12 protein-coding genes, 1 pseudogene and 1 riboswitch are annotated in these 17,676 nt (G+C 56.8%); of the genes and pseudogenes, 11 read left to right on the plus strand and 2 right to left on the minus strand.

Features of this window, described 5'->3' with window-relative positions; translation table 11 throughout:
* The first annotated feature begins 6 nt into the window (after positions 1–6).
* Positions 7–792, plus strand: a complete 786-nt coding sequence (locus QJ48_RS30690) for an ABC transporter permease (RefSeq protein WP_054977140.1) — start codon at positions 7–9, stop codon at positions 790–792.
* Positions 793–891: 99 nt separating this feature from the next.
* Here QJ48_RS30690 and QJ48_RS30695 read toward each other — a convergent pair whose 3' ends face one another.
* Positions 892–1,104: a hypothetical protein gene (locus tag QJ48_RS30695; RefSeq protein ID WP_054977141.1), complete on the minus strand. Its 213-nt coding sequence runs from the start codon at positions 1,102–1,104 to the stop codon at positions 892–894.
* A gap of 384 nt (positions 1,105–1,488) precedes the next feature.
* Between QJ48_RS30695 and QJ48_RS30700 the strand changes: the two genes are divergently transcribed.
* The 3 genes from QJ48_RS30700 (at position 1,489) to QJ48_RS30710 (ending at position 4,032) form a co-directional block, all read left to right on the plus strand.
* Positions 1,489–2,157 (plus strand): hypothetical protein, encoded by a 669-nt coding sequence (locus tag QJ48_RS30700; RefSeq protein ID WP_054977142.1) that lies wholly within the window; start codon positions 1,489–1,491, stop codon positions 2,155–2,157.
* A gap of 135 nt (positions 2,158–2,292) precedes the next feature.
* On the plus strand, positions 2,293–2,769 hold the full coding sequence (bcp, locus tag QJ48_RS30705; RefSeq protein WP_054977143.1) for a thioredoxin-dependent thiol peroxidase: 477 nt from the start codon (positions 2,293–2,295) through the stop codon (positions 2,767–2,769).
* A gap of 177 nt (positions 2,770–2,946) precedes the next feature.
* Positions 2,947–4,032, plus strand: coding sequence for a lactonase family protein (locus QJ48_RS30710; RefSeq protein WP_054977144.1), 1,086 nt, complete (start codon positions 2,947–2,949; stop codon positions 4,030–4,032).
* A gap of 12 nt (positions 4,033–4,044) precedes the next feature.
* Here QJ48_RS30710 and QJ48_RS30715 read toward each other — a convergent pair whose 3' ends face one another.
* Positions 4,045–5,037 carry an ABC transporter substrate-binding protein gene (locus tag QJ48_RS30715; protein ID WP_237763117.1) on the minus strand — a complete coding sequence of 331 codons (993 nt, stop codon included), beginning with the start codon at positions 5,035–5,037 and terminating at the stop codon, positions 4,045–4,047.
* Between the two features lie 176 nt (positions 5,038–5,213).
* On the opposite strand from QJ48_RS30715, the gene QJ48_RS30720 reads away from it, so the two are divergent.
* From QJ48_RS30720 to QJ48_RS30750, 7 genes and pseudogenes are all read left to right on the plus strand, one after another.
* Entirely contained in the window at positions 5,214–6,629 is a 1,416-nt protein-coding gene (locus tag QJ48_RS30720) for a polysaccharide deacetylase (RefSeq protein ID WP_157261810.1), read from the plus strand.
* 115 nt (positions 6,630–6,744) lie between these two features.
* On the plus strand, positions 6,745–7,719 hold the full coding sequence (locus tag QJ48_RS30725) for a MoxR family ATPase (protein WP_237763118.1): 975 nt from the start codon (positions 6,745–6,747) through the stop codon (positions 7,717–7,719).
* An 84-nt stretch (positions 7,720–7,803) separates the two neighbouring features.
* Complete coding sequence (locus tag QJ48_RS30730) at positions 7,804–9,027, plus strand: DUF58 domain-containing protein (RefSeq protein WP_237763119.1); 1,224 nt, start codon at positions 7,804–7,806, stop codon at positions 9,025–9,027.
* On the plus strand, positions 9,008–11,533 hold the full coding sequence (locus QJ48_RS30735) for a transglutaminase domain-containing protein (RefSeq protein ID WP_054977146.1): 2,526 nt from the start codon (positions 9,008–9,010) through the stop codon (positions 11,531–11,533). The genes QJ48_RS30730 and QJ48_RS30735 overlap by 20 nt, the downstream gene beginning before the upstream one ends.
* 400 nt (positions 11,534–11,933) lie before the next feature.
* Positions 11,934–13,472: a glutamine-hydrolyzing GMP synthase gene (gene guaA, locus QJ48_RS30740; protein ID WP_054977147.1), complete on the plus strand. Its 1,539-nt coding sequence runs from the start codon at positions 11,934–11,936 to the stop codon at positions 13,470–13,472.
* Positions 13,473–13,643: 171 nt separating this feature from the next.
* Positions 13,644–13,744, plus strand: a riboswitch (purine riboswitch).
* Between the two features lie 100 nt (positions 13,745–13,844).
* Positions 13,845–15,257, plus strand: a complete 1,413-nt coding sequence (locus QJ48_RS30745; protein WP_054977148.1) for an NCS2 family permease — start codon at positions 13,845–13,847, stop codon at positions 15,255–15,257.
* An 811-nt stretch (positions 15,258–16,068) separates the two neighbouring features.
* Positions 16,069–17,676: pseudogene (locus QJ48_RS30750) on the plus strand (hypothetical protein); the annotation flags it as partial.

Raw genomic sequence — 17,676 nt, forward strand, 5'->3', positions numbered from 1 at the left:
TGGCGCATGTTCTATGCAGGCTTGTTTGTCGATTATTTGAAAAATTACATGAAAACGCGGCTCACCTACCGTTCAGATTTTTGGATCGAGGTGCTGTCCGATCTATTATTTAACGGGCTGAATTTATTTTTCATCCTCGTCGTGTTCCAGCATACCGCGGTGATCGGCGAATGGAACGAGCAGCAGATATTGTTTATCTATGGCTATTTTATGGTGCCTTACGGCTTGTTTATTACGTTTTTTAATCTCTGGGGATTCACCGAGCGGTACATCGTCAAAGGCGAAATGGACCGGATCTTGACCCGGCCGGCGCATAATCTGGTGCAGCTGATGCTGGAAAATATGGACCCGTCCTCGCTATTCAGCGCGCTGGTCGGTCTGATCATCATGATCTATTCCTGGACACAGCTTGATCTCGTGCTAATGTGGTACGATCCGCTCATTCTGCTTGTGCTGGTGCTCGGTTCGATCATGATTTACGGGGGCGTGTACATTTTCTTTACATCGTTGTCGTTTTTCTCGGATTCGCCCACCGGCATTTTGCCGCTGCTGTGGAACCTGCAAAACTACGGGCGATACCCGATGACGATCTATAACCGTCTTCTTAACATCATGCTGACATGGGTGCTGCCGTTTGGCTTCGTCGGCTTTTATCCGGCCGCCTATTTTCTGGACCGGGCGAATTGGGGAACGTTCGCTTTGCTTACCCCGCTGGTTGGGATTGTCTTCCTGACCTTCGGGCTGACGGTGTGGAATTACGGGGTGAAGCGGTACCGCGGAGCGGGCTCGTAGAGGACGAGGGCCTATGTACTAAAAAACATCATAACACTCCCGGAGGAGCTGCCGACAGGCAAGCTCCTCTTTGGCGTACCCGGACGTGCCGGGAAGAAGTCACCCTTTGTGCCCCTTGCCCGTGGACCATTCGTCTCTCTCGGAATACGAGTAAATATGCTGCGGGCAAGGGACGCAATGATGGCGGTTGACGATTTCAACCGGGTGGATGACCTGCACGATTTGGGGATGGTAATAATCCCGGTATATCCGGACGGGCGGATCGTAAACGGTCTTGGTCGGGCACTGAGGATAGCAATCGTAATCGTACATGCAAAGCGGCTCCTTTCGGATTGGATTTACTCTATAGTATGTGACAAACGTCTAGTGGATTGGGCCGGTCCCCAGTCCGGCCAAAATTTCAAAAAATCAAGTCTCTTCGTTTTAAGATTTTTTTAAGCTTTCTTTCATTTTCCTTTAAGCTTCACGTTACGTTGAGTTCATATTTCACTCCTATACTAGCAATAAATCCCTTACCACAAACTGGCACGTTCAAAAAATAGACATAATTGATGATTTTGAGCGAGTTGACAGGGAGGTTTATCCAGTGGTAGAATACCAATCATAGGGAATTGAACATATGTTCAAAACGTTTGTTCAAAACAAATGTTCAAGTCGTATGTTCGAAATATAAAAAAGGATAGGGTGGAGAGAATCATGAAAAAGTGGACTGGAAAAGTTATGGCAGGTACGGTAGCAGCAGCTGTATTGTTTGGTGGAATCGGCGGATTGACAACAGCGCCTAAGGCGTTTGCGGATGACGATATTACGTACACGGTCGTTCCGGATTTTTCCATTCCTCTGCACAAACGTGTAGATCTTGGTTTGAATTCCATTGTCGTTCAAGCATCCGGTATTATTAATATGAGTGTGGATGATTTGAATGCGGAGCTTAAAAAAGGAAAATCGATCGCTGAATTGGCTCGCACAAGTGGAGTCGAGCGTTCGGAATTGCTCAGCAGATTGGTTAATCCGGCACTTGAAAAAGTAGATAGTGCACTAAACCAAAAAAGAATTACTGAAGAAGAAGCGAAACAATTAAAGGAAGAAGCTCAAGTAAAGTATTCGGCAGCCATCGATAAATCAGGCTATCAAGATAAATCCAGTGGCAAGTATTCCAAAAAGCTGAAATTGAAAACCCATGTAGATGAAGAGTCCGTAGCTAAAGTTCTCGGCATTACTGAAGATGAATTGGATGCAGCGTTCAGCAGCGGCAAAACGATTGCCGATATCGCGAAAGAAAAAGGCCTTAGCGAAGATAAAGTTATTACCGGTCTGAAGGACGAGTTGAACGATTCCCTGAAAGCATTCATCAATAAGAAGTAAGAGCTTCGAAACATTTATAGCAAAGCCGTCCTTTATGAGGGCGGCTTTTTCAGGTTGTTTTGCGGCGGAGGAGTTTCGTATAATGCTTGTACAAAGAAAAATTTTACAAACACGGATGCGAGGAGAGGAAGAACTATGCCGCAGCTTCAACCCGGACAACCGGTTCCGGATTTTACTCTGACTGCCGGAAACAGGGAATCCGTAACACTATCGCAGTTTCGGGGCAAATACGTCGTGCTCTATTTCTACCCCAAGGATATGACGCCAACATGTACGGAGGAGTCCTGCCAATTCCGCGATTACAACGGACAATTCAAGGCGTTGAACACCGAAGTGATCGGGATTAGCCCGGACGACCTGAAGTCCCATGGGAAGTTCGCCGCCAAATACGAGCTGCCGTTCCTGCTGCTTTCCGACCCCGACCACGCGGTATGCGAATTGTTCGGCGTTTGGCAGATGAAAAAGATGTACGGACGCGAATATATGGGCGTCGTGCGCTCGACGTTTGTCATCGATCCGCAAGGCAAGCTTGTCCGGGAATGGCGCGGCGTCCGGATCAAGGGCCATGTCGAGCAGGTGCTAGAAGCCGTCAAGGCCGCGCAGGCGGAGTAGGGACCCTATAGTAGCCATTCGTCTACAGCCGGGAGAAACGCAGCCCCGGCTTTTTTCTTCGCCATCAAGTTGAGCAGGTTTTTGTCAACAAAGGTAAAACGTCTAAGCAGGAATGAATGCGAGAGATGGCGAAAAACTAACCCTAGCAATAAATTTCCAGTAGGGGAGCGGTCGTGAATGCAGCGGTATGAAAAACAGTCCAGTCGGATCGTTTATGTAGGAACTTATAATGGCGGCGGAGACGATTCTTTATATGTGCTGAGCATGGATAAGTCAACAGGAAGGCTGTCTGCCATTGGCACTTATGCGGAAGTCGAGATGCCTTCCTTTTTGACGGTAGATACGGAGCGCGGCAGGCTGTTTGCGGTAAGCGAGCAGCAGGATGAGGCAGGCAAGGAAGGCGGGGAAGTGGCTTCTTATGCTGTGGAAGCGGAAACCGGGGCTTTGCGCTATATCGGCAAGCAGCCTTCGTTCGGCGCTTCGCCGTGCCATCTGGTAACGGACCGTGAGGGAAAGCGGCTCGTCGTAGCCAATTATTCAAGCGGTAGCGTGAGCTTGTATCCGATCGAGGAAGACGGGACCATCGGGCCGTTGGCGGATCGGAAGCGGCATGAGGGACAGAGTGTACGCGGCGACCGGCAGGAAGCGGCTCATGCGCATTGTACCGTCCTGAAAGATTCCCGCATCTACGTCGCAGATCTCGGAACGGACAAAATCATGATCTACAACATTCAAGAGAACGAGGCAGAACCGTCGCTTGTTTTACATGGCGAAGTGCAGGTACATGCGGGGGCGGGCCCGCGTCATATGGCGTTCCATCCTGTGCTGCCATATGCATATGTGATTAATGAGCTGGATTCTACGATTACGGCGTTTGCTTACGGACAAGAAGACGGAACGCTTCGGGAAATCCAAACGGTGTCCGCGCTGCCGGAAGGATTTGCAGGGGAGAGCTATTGCGCCGATATCCATATCGGGGTGTCCGGGGACTACTTGTACGGCTCCAACCGCGGGCACGACAGCATAGCCGTCTACCGCATCGACCGGACCAGCGGCAAGCTGGCGCTGATCCAGCACGAGCCGACCGGCGGGACGTGGCCGAGAAATTTTGGCGTCACGCCGGACGGGAAATTCGTGTTGGCCGCCAATCAAAATTCGGACTCCATTGTCACGTTGGCTGTAAATGAAAACACCGGCCGGCTGGAGCCCACAGGTCATGAGCTCCGCATACCGAAACCGGTGTGCATCCAATTTTTCGAGTAACGGGCAGCAGGTTTATTTCAGCAGATATTGATCCACTTCGTCCAGCATCTTATTGGCGGCAATGATTCCGCCGGAGGAGTTCCAAATATCGTCGCTCACTTTAATCACTTTGTTGTTCTTCACGACGTTTAAATTTTTCCAAAGCGGGTCGCTCGTCCAGTCTTTCTCGACGGCGCTCGCTTCTTTTTTATCGTTATCCCACACGTAATAGAACAGAATATCTCCGTCCATATCCGGGAGGCGTTCCTTGTTGATTTCGACCGCAAACTCGTTCTTATCCTGCGCGGCCGGACGTTGGAAGCCGATTTTGCTGAGCGCCAGCCCTGCAAACGTATCCTTCATATAAAGCCGGGCTTTCCCCGGAATAAAGCGAACAAGAGATACTTTCGTATTAAGCTTGTCTCCCGCTTTGGCCTTCATGTCCGCGATGCGTTTGTCATATTGCTGCAAAAGCTGCTCGCCCTCGGCTTTTTTGTTAACGGCTTCGGCATATACTCGGAAGTTTTTCTGCCAGTCGGATTGCAGACGCTCCGAGAATACCGTCGGCGCGATGGCGGCAAGCTGCGTGTATACTTTTTCCTGACGCAGTTTATTGCCGAGAATCAGATCGGGCTTCAGCTTGGCGATTGCCTCAAGGTTCGGCTGGTTCTCGTCACCGACGACTTCGACGCCTTCCAGATCTTTCTTCAAGTGGTCGTACCACGGGTTGCCGGACCAAGATTTAACCGCTCCCACCGGTTTAAGGCCAAGAGCAAGCAGGGCTTCCGTTCCTTCGTTGGTCAGGACGACGATCCGTTTCGGTTGAGCGGGAACTTTGGAAGAACCCATCGCGTGGTTGATCGTGAGTTCCGATACGGCTGCCGCAGCCGGCTGCTTCTGTGCATTATCATTCGTCGGGGCTGGGGTGTTAGCCGTGCCGCAGCCGCTCAACATCGCACCCAAGGCGGTTGCGCAGGCCAAGAGCGCAGCAGCGGATTTCCATTTCGAACGCAAAGATGTAAACAATGATGATACCCCTCTCTTTAAATGAAAATGATTATCATTATCGTGAAAAATTCTACCTTGTTCCCTTCCCCTTGTCAATCCTTTCTTCAAGGTCGTCTGGTGAGGTCATAAAAGAGAAAAACCATCCATATATTCTATCAATACCCATTTCATAGAACTATACGGGGGGATCTCTCATGAAGTGCAGACCGCAAGCTTATTCGTTCCGCATGATAAGCACCGTTTGGACATCCATGCTTGGCCTTACGATCCTGTGGCTTACGGTCTTGACGAACACGGCAGGGGCGGCACCCGATCATGAAGGAGAGGAAGCTTTATTTGCGCAGCTGAAATCGGGCAAACGTGCTTCAATCGAAAAAAACTATACCCCGGCGGAGAAGCCGACGGTGTACCTGACCTTCGACGACGGGCCGAGCAAGCTGACTCCGAAGGTGCTGGACATTTTGCGGGAGGAGCACGTGCGGGCCACTTTCTTCGTGCTGGGCGAGCAGGTGCAGGAGCGTCCGAATATCGCGAAGCTTATCGTGGAGGACGGCCACGCCCTCGGCAATCATACGTATAATCACGTCTACCGGGAGCTGTATTCCGACTTTCGGGCATTTTGGGAGCAGGTTCAGAAGACGGAAACTATATTGCTGGAGACAACGGGCGTCAGGCCGCGTTTTATTCGTGCTCCGGGCGGGACGCACGGCAATTTTGATGCTTTTTATTTCTATTATTTGGGGCAGGCCGGCTACGAGATTTACGATTGGAGCATCGACAGCGAAGATGCGAGGCGTCCCGGGATGACGGCGGACCAGATTTTCCGTACGGTGGAAAAAGGATCGTTCGGAAACGAGGTCATTGTGCTGATGCATGACGGTTCGGGGCATGAAGAAACGGTAAAAGCGCTTCCCCGGATCATCCGGTTATTTAAAGAAAAAGGCTATGCTTTCGCTTCGCTAACTCCGGAGGTGAAGCCGGTACAGTTCCCCGGCGGGAAACCGAAATGGTCCAGGACGGAAAATCGCGAATCGTTCGACAGTCTGCTAGCCGCTGCGCACGAACATAGGAAGCTTTGGAATGCAGAGGATATTCCGGACAAGGATAACGCTCCGAAAGCGCTGCTTGACTCGCCCGCGGTCATCGCTTATACGGAAGCCGGTCAAAAGGGAGGGCCGGATCGTTTGAATGTGCATTTGGGTGACCGCACGCTTGCTTTGACGAAGGAGCAGTTCCGTATTCGGGACGGGAGCTATAGGGTATCTCTGAGGCCATTGATCGCAGCGATGGGCGGAACCGTAGAGTGGAACGCCGAGCGCCGGACGGCTGTCGTCCGTTATGGTGCGATTACGGCCGAGTACGATTTGGCCCGGCAGCAGCTGAGGGTGCGTCGTCCTGCAGCCGAATGGAATGCCGAAGCGAAGACACGTATTCACCCGTTTCCTGAAATGGAGCTTGCGGACGGGACGCTGTATGTGCCGCTCCGTCAAACGCTGGAGCTGCTAGGCGACCGGATGTTATCCAGCGAGGTTCCGCACGAACGGGGGGCCGCGGAGGTGCAGGCGGCAGTCTATGGCGGCTACCGGACCGGATGGATGCATATTGGATAAACACGTGAAAGCCTTCCGCTCAAGTCTAAAAGCTATGAAAACCGGACATACTGAATGCTAGAATGCAAGATTTGGAAAAACTTGCATACCAAGATTCAGGCAGGAGGTTTTCAGGGTGACAAAATCTGTGAATCTGGCGGATTCGCCGCAAGCGGTGCTGGAGCGGATCGTGTATCAGGTGGAGAAGGTCATCGTAGGCAAACGGGAGGTCATCGAAAGGCTGCTTGTGGCGCTGCTTTGCGGCGGACACGTGCTGTTGGAAGACGTCCCCGGCGTAGGCAAAACAATGCTTGTGCGAGCGCTGGCGAGAACGATCGACAGCAGCTTCAAGCGGATTCAATGCACCCCGGATTTGCTCCCGTCCGATCTGACCGGGGTTTCGGTATACAACCAGCGCAGCGGCGAATTCGAATTCCGTCCCGGGCCTTTACTTGCCCATATCGTATTGGCCGACGAGCTGAATCGCGCATCGCCGCGGACGCAAGCCGCCATGCTGGAGGCGATGGAAGAGAAGCGGGTGACGGTTGACGGAACGACCTATCCGCTGCCGGAGCCGTTTTTTATTCTGGCGACGCAAAATCCCGTCGACTTCGAGGGTACGTTCTCGCTGCCCGAAGCCCAGCTCGACCGGTTTATGGTGAAGCTGCGTCTCGGTTATCCCGACCAGCTTGGCGAGGTGGAGATGCTGGGCCGCATGGAAGAGCCGTTTCCGCTCGCTCAAATTCGTACGGTCGTTCTTCAGGAGGAGTTCGTTTCCCTTCAAAAAGAAGCCCGCGCCGTTCATGTCGACGATACGATCAAGCAGTATATCGTCCAACTGGCGACGGCAACACGCACGCATCCGGACGTCTCGCTCGGCGCCAGTCCGCGGGCCTCGGTTGCATTGATGCGTGCCTCCCAGGCGCAGGCGTTCCTGAAGGGCCGCAGTTATGTTATCCCGGACGATGTAAAGGAGCTGGCCGTCCCCGTACTGGCGCATCGCTTGACGCTAGCGCCGTCTGCGCTGCTGTCCGGCCGTCAGGCGGAAGCTCTTGTCGGTTCGATCGTCGCCAGCGCGCCGCTGCCGGTCCGCCGGCATGCCGCAGGTTGAAGAAAGGCGGCAAGCATGCGGAGCTTATTGGCGATCGGATGGATCGGAGGATGCGGGGCACTCCTTGGATGGTGGGCGTTTGGTTTGGGAGGCCGGACGGCCTGGTTTTTGGTTTATGTCTGGGCTTTTTTCGTTATTTATCTTGGGTTGTTTCGCGCTATGGCCGGGCGCGGGCTGCGGATAGAAACGCTGTCTGGCGGGATGGAGGCTATGTCGTCCGCTGCTCCGGAGCACATCCAGTGCGGGCCAAGCGTTGACCGGTTCGTTTATAGCGGGGAACCGGTTACGACGGCCTATCGCCTTTCCGCGGCTTGGCTGCCGTTGTTCGGCGGGCGGCTGCGGGTGGAGGAGCGCTGGGTGCACGAGGGAACCGGCGAGCGGATCGTCCGGCGAGGTACGGCCGAGGCCGGCTTCGGGCGCGCCGCGGTCATGCGCTGTACGGTGCAGGGGCTTGCCCGCGGCGTGTACCGGCAGGAGGCGCTGATCGTAAGCGCCGTGGACGCTTTCGGGCTTGTGCAGGCGAAGCGCGAAAGCGCAGGCGGCGGGCAGCTGTGGGCGCTGCCCGGAGGTTTGGGTACGGCGATGCCGCTACCGGGCGCGGCCCCGGAAGGGACGCGTCCGGCTTCCCGGCGGCCGCCGGGTTCGGACCCCGTGCCGCAGGTAAGCGGCACGCGGCCTTACGCGCCGGGGGATCCGCTTCGCCGGATCCATTGGCGCAGCAGCGCGCGCACGGGCGAGCTGCGCGCGAAAGAGACGGAGCTGCCTGCCGCCGGGCGGCAGCTCATCGTGCTCGACGCGGCCGGAGCCGGAGTGAGCGCGGGAGCCGCCCTGTGGGCGGATCCTGCGCTCGCGGCGGCGGTGGAGGCCGCGGCGGGGCTTGCGCGGCGCGCGCTCGAGCAGGGCGCGCGGGTGCGACTGGCCGTCAGCGACGGCCAGTCCGGCGCCGCCGAGGCGCAGGGGCGCGGGCGGGACGGCGAGCTGCTGCGGCTGCTTGCGGCGGTGCCGCGCGGCTCGGCGCGCGCCGACGCGTTCGCCGAGCTCGCGCTGCGCGAAGCGCGGCTTGCGGGCGGCGGGGCGCTCACGCTCGTCACGGCCCGCGCCGACGCGCAGCTGGCCGCGGCTCTGCGCGGGCTGCCAAGGGGCGCGCGTGTCGTTTACGTGCACGAGCCCGGGGCGGCATGGCCCGGGCCCGCGCACGCATGGGTGCGGCAGCTCGAAGCGCTCGGCTGCCCGGTCACGATCCTGGCGCCGCATAGGCCCGCCGTGTCGCCGAGAGGAGGTGCCGCCGATGCAGCTATCGGCACCTGACACCGATCCTCGCGCCGCTCAGCCGGCGGAGGATCGTGCCTCTACCGCAGCCTGCGGCAAGGTCAAGGCCGCGGCTGACGCTTCCGGCGCCTGCGCAGCGATCGCGGCCTGCGCCAGCGCCTTCCGCGAAGCGGCAGCTTCCGTCACCGCTGCCGCCCCGGCAAGCTCCCGAGCCGCGGCCGCGAGCCGCGAGGCGACGCGACCGCCCGCCAATTGGGCGGGAGACGCCGCCCTTAGCGTGCTGCTGCTTCTGCTGCTGCTCGAGTGGCTGTACCCGCTGCGCAGATTGTCGGAGCTTACCGAGATATACAGTATCGCTCCGTTCGCCGTTACTTTTGCGGCATTCCTGCTGTTGGATACGTTCCGGCTGCCAAGCCCGGCCGCATGGTCGGCCAAAGCGTTATGGATCGTTGCCGTAACGGCTTGGATTCATAACGGACAAACGTTGCCTTCCCCCTCCTGGTGGCTGCAATGGGGCCGCGAGCTGGCTGCCGATGCCGTCGAAGGCTTACAGGGGGAAATTGCGAATTGGGAGCCTGCGACACGGACGCTTTGTTTTATGGCGGGTTGGGCATTCTTTGTGTCCGTTGTGCAATCGTTCGTATTGGGGCGTCGGCAGCTGGTTTGGTTTCTTGGATTGACACTGGGCTATTTGGTGTTCTTTCAAACGGTGTTGGCCTTGGATATGTTTCACGCCGTGCTGCGCTGCACGGGTTTCGGCCTGCTGCTTCAAGCCATGCTTCAGCCGGGACGGGCGCTCCGCTGGCGGGGAGGAGCGGTCTCCGCCGCTCCCGCCTCCGGGGAACGGATGCGCATCCTTCCCGCGCTGCTGCTGACCGTTGCCTGTCTTGGCGCCGGTCTGCTCGGAGCGACGCTGCATCCGCAGGATATGCGGCCCCCGGACTGGTCCGGGTATGTCCGATCGCTTGAAGACCGCCTTCTGGGCAGCGCTTGGCTGCAGCGGCACGGATGGGCGTCTGAGACGAGAGCCCGAACGGGGTATGGCTCGGACGACGGCAAGCTCGGGCAGCCTTTGCAGCAGGACGATAGCCTTGCTTTTACGGCGGTTACCCCCAGGCTGACTTACTGGCGGGGCGAGGCGAAAAGCTTCTACACCGGCCAAGGCTGGGCTGCAGTGAATGACCCGCCGGCTGCATTCGTTCCCAACCAGGCGGAACGCCATCTCCGTTCGGCGGCTTACACCCTCGTCCGGCAGGAAATCCGCATCGCTTCTCCAAGCTTGAACCGCCAGCTTTTCGCGGGCGGCGAACTTAAACGGGTGGCGTCGATGCAGTCGGCCGAAGGGAAGCCGATTCCGACCGAGTGGGTCTGGAAGCAGGACACGACAGACCGGTATACGGTCCCGGCCTTAACGGACCCGCTCGTTTCTTACGAGATCGAGGCTCTGGTGCTGACCGATCGCACAGTGCCGGCGGCCGATACGGGGACCGGTTATGCCGAAGACGTACGGAACCGGTATTTGCAGCTTCCCGCCTCGCTGCCGGATCGGGTCCGCCGCCTCGCGGAGCAGCTAACCGCGGGCTTGCAGACGCCCTATGCGAAAGCGGAGGCGATCGAGCGCTATTTAAGGGAGCATTATCCCTACAGCTTGGAAGGAACGCGAGCCGCGGGGGAGAACGAGGACTTCGTCGATCGGTTCCTGTTCGAGCAAAAAACCGGGTATTGCAATCACTTTTCCACCGCGATGGTCGTGCTGCTCCGTTCCGCCGGGGTGCCGGCCCGCTGGGTCAAAGGATTCGCGCCCGGTGAGGCAGTTTCCCAAGCCGCCGACGGAGACGAGCGCTACGTTGTCCAAGTGCGCCAAAAGCATGCGCATTCTTGGGTGGAAGCGTATTTTCCGTCGGTCGGTTGGGTTCCGTTCGAGCCGACTCCGGGTTATACCCTTACGGGAGGAGCTTCCACCGATGCGGCTCCTGCGACTGCTTCGACCGCCGCTCTGACAGCTAATAACGAAGAGGCAAAACGGTCGCTCGTATCCGAATGGACCGCATCGCTGTCAGATTTCGCAAATGCCGCACTGGATCGTGTAAAAGCCACGTTATCCGCGGCTGCTGCAGCGCTTGAAGGGTGGAAGCGCGCCGCAGCACCCTTTTTACAGAGCACGCTTTTCCTCTGGCCGATGGTGCTCCTTGCTGGCGGTTTGCTCCTCGCGTTCCTCAGCAGGCGTCGAGTCCGGCAGCAAGGCCCGACGCAGGCCGCCGCCAGCCACAGCTTGCGCCGGGCTTCACTGCATCGCTTCGCCGACCGGCTGTGGCGCCGGCTGCAGCGCTCGTACGGCCGCGCGGCGCCACAGCAAACGCTGCGCGAATACGCGAATTCCCGTCGCTGCCGCAGTGAGGCGCAGCGCATCACGCTGCTCCAATTGGCGGAGCTACTGGAAACGGTACGGTATGCCGATCCGGATGGCCCGCGGGAGCAGGTTACCCGCCGTATGCTCACAGACGCATGGCGGCGCCTGCGTCAAAGCCGGAGCCTGGAACCGTAGGCGCTCTTCCACGAAGAGCCGCCTTTCGTTCCGGGCTTTTTTCTTCAGTCTGGTCTATCCGGGTCGCTCACAGCTTACCCACAGTGCACATCCGAATTGAGGGAGCATCGTATCGTCCACATTTCCCCAGCGGTATGCGGCCCTATTTCGTTTATGCACATATTCCCGGCATCGCATTCGACCAATCGCTTTATACACATCCTGGGGGATAGACCCCAAATTGCCCAGAACCGAACCCTCCTTTCCCCAAAACCCTTTTCTGGGGCTTTGTGGAATATTTGTAACGCTTACATCGCCGTTGCGGCGCGACTTTCCGCTCAGGCATTGCCCTTTGCCGGGCAGAAGTTTATAATAAGTTTCATTGAAAACGAACGAAGAAGCCAGGAGGAACTTACTTAACATGGACAAGCCGAACGAAATCATTGTGGTGCTCGACTTTGGCGGACAGTACAACCAGCTCATCGCCCGTCGGATCCGCGACTTGGGCGTTTACAGCGAATTGCTCCCTTACAACACCCCGATTGAAAAAATCAGAGCGCTGCAGCCGAAAGGCATCATTTTCTCGGGAGGCCCTGCCAGCGTGTACGGAGAAGCATCGCCGCTGGTCGACCCGGGCGTGTACGAGCTTGGCGTGCCGATTTTCGGAATTTGCTACGGCATGCAGCTGATGGCGCATCAATTGCAGGGCAAGGTGGAGCGGGCCTCGAAGCGGGAATACGGCAAAGCCGAGGTCGATTTCACCGACGCGTGCGGTTTGGTGCATGGCCTCGATAAAAAACAAACGGTTTGGATGAGCCACAGCGATCTTGTCGTCCAAGCGCCGGAAGGCTTCGTCATTGACGCAAGCACCGAGCACGCTCCCGTAGCGGCGATGAGCCATCCGGAGAAAAAAATGTTCGCCGTTCAATTCCATCCGGAAGTGCGTCACTCCGTCTACGGCAACGATATCATCAAAAACTTCCTGTATCATATCTGCGGCTGCGAAGGCACGTGGAGCATGGAAACGTTCATTGAGGATACGATCCGCGACATCCGCAATCAGGTCGGCGATAAAAAAGTACTCTGTGCACTCAGCGGCGGCGTCGATTCGTCCGTCGTGGCGGCGCTCATCCATAAAGCAGTCGGTGACCAATTGACTTGCATGTTCATCGATCACGGTCTGCTGCGCAAAGGCGAAGCGGAAGGCGTCATGGATACGTTTGTCGGCAAATTCGATATGCATGTCATCAAAATCGACGCGCGCGAACGTTTCCTCGGCAAGCTGGCCGGCGTGGACGATCCGGAACAAAAACGCAAAATCATCGGCACGGAATTCATCCGCGTCTTTGAAGAAGAATCGGCCAAGCTGGGCGATTTCGCGTTCCTTGCCCAAGGCACGCTGTACACAGACATTGTGGAAAGCGGCACGGCAACGGCGCAAACGATCAAATCGCATCATAACGTAGGCGGCTTGCCGGAAGACATGAAGTTCGAGCTCGTAGAGCCGCTCAAAGCACTGTTCAAGGACGAGGTCCGCAAGGTCGGCGAGGAATGCGGCCTTCCGGCGGCTATCGTATGGCGCCAGCCGTTCCCGGGTCCGGGACTTGCTATCCGCGTGCTTGGCGAAGTCACGGAGGAGAAGCTGCACATTGTGCGCGAATCCGACGCGATTCTTCGCGACGAAATCGCCAAAGCCGGTCTTGACCGCGAAATTTGGCAGTATTTCACCGCGCTCCCGAATATGAAAAGCGTCGGCGTCATGGGAGACGAGCGTACGTATTCGTACACCGTCGGTATCCGCGCCGTCACGTCGATCGACGGCATGACCGCCGATTGGGCTCGTATTCCGTGGGACGTGCTGGAGAAAATTTCGGTACGGATCGTCAACGAGGTCGATAACGTCAACCGTATCGTGTACGATATCACCTCCAAGCCGCCGGCTACCATCGAGTGGGAATAATCGGCATGCCCGTCTTCTTCGAATGAAGAAGACGGGCTTTTTTTCGATGCTCAGCTCATACGCCGAACTCGGACCTCTGTCACGATTCCGAACGAAATTATCGCGGTTACGCAGATTGTTCGGAAAAAGAATTGACAATCGCCGCTCCCGATTTTAGAATAAGGATTGTTGACAACAAAGGAATAACCGTTTCGTATAATTCCAGGAATCGGCCTGGAAGTTTCTACGAGATCACCGTAAATGATCTGGCTACGAACAAGGATAAGACGGTTCACGGATATATCCGTGGAGCCTTCTTTTGCTTGATAGCCCGGGGTCTTTACCCGGGTTTTTCGTCGTTGTTCCGATTAAATATGTGGGAGGATTTCTAGAATGGACCGGTTTTTTAAACTGAAGGAAAACGGTACCACCGTACGTACCGAGATCATGGCCGGGCTGACGACGTTTATGACGATGGCCTACATTTTGGCCGTGAATCCGAACATTCTTAGCGCGTTCGGCTCCGGGGCGACAGGCATGGACTGGACGGCGGTGTTTCTGGCCACGGCCATTGCCGCAGGTGTAATGACGATTGCGATGGGCCTGTTCGTCAACTTTCCGGTTGCGCTTGCGCCGGGGATGGGGCTCAATGCGTATTTTGCAACGGTTATTTTAGCATCGCAAGGTCAATTCACGTATCAAATGGGATTGACGGCGGTTTTCATTTCGGGTTTGATTTTCATCGTATTGACGGTAACCAAAGTGCGGCAGCTGCTGCTGGTTGCCGTGCCGGACAGCCTTAAGCACGCGATTACCGTAGGGATCGGACTCTTCATTGCGATCATCGGAGTGAAGAACAGCGGCCTGCTGACGGTTGCGGTGGAAGCGGGCAAAGACATTCCGGCGCATAAATACACGGACGTTCTTTCGTTTGAAACGGTATTCCATATCGGCAGCATGAAGGATCCGAGCGTGCTGCTCTGTATTATCGGCTTGGCGCTCATCTCGATTTTGATGGTGCTGCGCGTCCGGGGAGCGATTTTGTTCGGGATTCTGCTCACGACGCTGATCGGCGTGTTCATGCACAATCCGGACGGCTCGCCTATGGTGAATTTCGCCAACCTGACAAGCGACAAAACGACCTGGGTGCCCGACATGAGCAAGCTGGCGTTCGGCCATTTCGATTTCGCCGGTATTATGAACGCGGGAATCATCTCGGTCATTGCGACGTTCACGTTTGTCGAGATGTTCGACACGTTCGGCACGCTTGTAGGCACGGCCAACCGGGCGGGCTTCATGAAGAACAAAGAAGAAGGCAACAAAAAAGTCGGCAAAGCGATGATGGTCGACGCCGTTGGCGTCAGCGCCGGTGCGTTGGTCGGAACGAGTACGGTGACCGCGTTTGTCGAAAGCTCTGCAGGGGTTGCCGAAGGCGGTCGTACAGGTCTTACGGCGGTTACAACGGGCGTATGCTTCCTGCTGGCGCTCTTCCTGGCGCCGATTGCGGCGCTCATTCCGGGGCCGGCTACGGCGGCGGCTTTGATCATCGTCGGTGTGCTGATGATGCAGGCGGTGCGGGAGATCGATTTTCAAGATTTGGTTTACGGCATTCCGGCTTTCCTGATCGTGGCGCTTATGCCGTTCACGTATAACATTGCGAACGGGATTTCGTTCGGGATCGTCAGCTACGTGCTGCTGGCGACGGTCGCCAAACTGGGCGGCAAGGGCCAGTACAAGGTGCATTGGCTGATGTGGCTGCTGGCCGTGCTCGTCATTGCGCGCTATATGTTTGTCGGCGGAGAATAAGCTTGCGATTGTAAATTTGCCTGTCGTCTCTTACATGAGACGGCGGGCTTTTTTAGTTGATGAAAACTAGAACGGCGATCCGAAGTATGCACCTGGAGCCGTTTGGACCCCGCGACAGAACCTCGCCAGTTTGGAGTGGAGCTGAGCGGCGAATAGATGTAGTAGAGGCTGTGGATATAGTTGTCCACAGCCTTTGTGCATAATGTGGGTAATTCGGGAAATCCGCGTCAGAAGAACGTTTAGCGTGCTCTGTTTTCCCAAGGGGGAGTGGATAAGTTTTTCACAGTGAATATGTGGATAATGTGAATAAGTTTGTGGATTCCTTGAAAAGGCCTGATTTTTCTAGAGAAATTGACAAGTTTTTATGGGGATAATGTTGTGGATAGAGTGAATAGCTTCGGTATAGGGGATAAGCTGGATAAAGCGGAACGAATTGGGCAAAGTACGAAAAAGAGCTCTTTTGCGAGGGATTCGGCGTAGCATGCGAAAATTCGATGCTATTGCACGTGCGACACGCTGCATACGACGGAGTCTCTGATGAGCGATTGGCAAGGGAAGGCGGAACATCATGCGCAATGGAACGATTTGTCGAAAAGTCTCCAAGCTGTATGCCAAAGGGATCGTTTGTGTCGCGGCCGTGTCGTGTTTGTGGATGAGTGTGTCCTGTGGCATCTCCCCGGTTCAGGTGTTGGGGATAAATTCCATTCCTGATCGTCAGGTTATCCCCATTCAGAAGGAAAAATCGGAAGTTATCCCCAATTCTGAAAATTCTCCGATCGTTACGGTTATTTCCGTACCGGGGTTATCATTCATGGAGCTGCAGCAGGAGGGGCTGGACCGTCTTCCGGCCTTACAGAAACTTGCGACAACGGGGCGATTGGCCGCAATGAATGTTCGCATTCCCTATAAAGGACTCGAGTCGGTATACGCGACTTGGGGGGCGGGAACGCCCGCAGACGGGAAAGGAGGGGAAGGATGGAACCGTGCAGAGCGGCGAGACGGGCAGTCCGGCTTAGCGCTCATACGGAGGTTTGCCGCCGATGGAGGCGAGGCTGCCGCTTCGAGCGTCTCGGTGCTTGTTCCGGCTTACCCTTCGCTCAAACGGGACAACGCGGAAGGGAATTACTTGGCCCGGCCGGGCCTGCTCGGAGAAACATTGAAACGCCATGGCGTCCGCTTGGGCGTGTGGGGCAATCTCGATGAGCCGGGAGGAGGAACGGATCGCTTCAAGCGTCCTGCTCCGCTTATGATCATGGACGGTCAGGGAATGGTAGCGGCAGGGGATGTGGGCCGGGGCATTCTCATCGCCGATGCCGCTATGCCTTCGGCTGTCAGGACAGACACGGAACGGCTGGTCGAAGAATGGAGCGCTTTTGTTACCGGACGTAAGCCGTCCTCTGTGAAGGGGATGGATCGCGGAGCGCTCGCGGTGATCGAGCTTGGCGATTGGTACCGGTTGTACGCAGAGAAGGCTTGGTACGAGCCTGCCCGGTTTGCTGAACGGAAAAGAGCGGTGCTTGAGCAGACGGACCGGCTGTTGTCGAAGCTTACGGGCGAGATGGAAGCGTCCGGCAGACGTCATGTGCTGTGGCTGGTCAGCCCGAAGGTGCATTCGGAGGCATGGAAAGAAAAGTGGCAGCTTACCCCGGTCATCCGCTGGGCTTCGGCTGTAACGGAAGGCACGCTGATGTCTTCGGCTACGACGCGGCGTCCCGGGCTGGTTGCAGCCGTCGATGTGGCTCCGTCGCTGCTCGGCGAATTCGGACTGGCGCGGCCGGAGGGAATGATCGGTTTGCCTATCGTGAGCGCCGAATCGGGACGCGATAGCAAATCTCCGCTTGCTGTGCTGCTGAGCGACATGCGGCAGATGGCTAACGTCTACGCGCTGCGGCCTACGTTATTATACGGGCTTGCCGGGTACGAAGTGGCCGTTATGCTGCTGGGGCTTATCACGCTGCGGTGGGCGAAGCCGACCGGGCGCTTGCGGAGATGGATGCGCGGCTTGCTGTTTTCGGTGCTGCTTGCGCCCGGCGTCCTTCTGGCGCTGGGCTGGGCAGCGCATTTGGACAAGCCACTATTGACAGGCTTGGCGCTTGCCGCTCCTCTCGCGCTCGGAACGCTTGCCGCGGTGGGTTACCGGGACATGCCACAGCTTATGCGTACGCTTGGATGGATCGGCGCGGGAACCGGGGCGCTGATCTTGTTTGACGCCTGCACCGGCGCTGAAGCGATGAAGCGTTCGGTGCTTGGGTATGACCCGATCGTCGGCGCGCGCTACTACGGAATCGGCAACGAGTTTATGGGCGTATTGCTCGGCGCCTCGCTGCTTGGGTTGAGCGCGTGGCTGCAGGTCAGGCGGATGCGGACGCGGGTGTCTGAGGGCTGTGGCGCCGAGGCGGGGGAAGACGCGCTCCCGCCC

The sequence above is a fragment of the Paenibacillus sp. A3 genome, assembly GCF_001399685.1.
In the GTDB taxonomy this organism is placed as follows: domain Bacteria; phylum Bacillota; class Bacilli; order Paenibacillales; family NBRC-103111; genus Paenibacillus_G.

What these genes read in the sequence shown, in the direction of transcription:
- QJ48_RS30690 (WP_054977140.1), top strand. Translation starts at nt 7, where the DNA reads ATGTTCTATGCAGGCTTGTTTGTCGATTATTTGAAAAATTACATGAAA.
- QJ48_RS30695 (WP_054977141.1), bottom strand. Translation starts at nt 1,104, where the DNA reads ATGTACGATTACGATTGCTATCCTCAGTGCCCGACCAAGACCGTTTAC.
- QJ48_RS30700 (WP_054977142.1), top strand. Translation starts at nt 1,489, where the DNA reads ATGAAAAAGTGGACTGGAAAAGTTATGGCAGGTACGGTAGCAGCAGCT.
- bcp (WP_054977143.1), top strand. Translation starts at nt 2,293, where the DNA reads ATGCCGCAGCTTCAACCCGGACAACCGGTTCCGGATTTTACTCTGACT.
- QJ48_RS30710 (WP_054977144.1), top strand. Translation starts at nt 2,947, where the DNA reads ATGCAGCGGTATGAAAAACAGTCCAGTCGGATCGTTTATGTAGGAACT.
- QJ48_RS30720 (WP_157261810.1), top strand. Translation starts at nt 5,214, where the DNA reads ATGAAGTGCAGACCGCAAGCTTATTCGTTCCGCATGATAAGCACCGTT.
- QJ48_RS30735 (WP_054977146.1), top strand. Translation starts at nt 9,008, where the DNA reads ATGCAGCTATCGGCACCTGACACCGATCCTCGCGCCGCTCAGCCGGCG.
- guaA (WP_054977147.1), top strand. Translation starts at nt 11,934, where the DNA reads ATGGACAAGCCGAACGAAATCATTGTGGTGCTCGACTTTGGCGGACAG.
- QJ48_RS30745 (WP_054977148.1), top strand. Translation starts at nt 13,845, where the DNA reads ATGGACCGGTTTTTTAAACTGAAGGAAAACGGTACCACCGTACGTACC.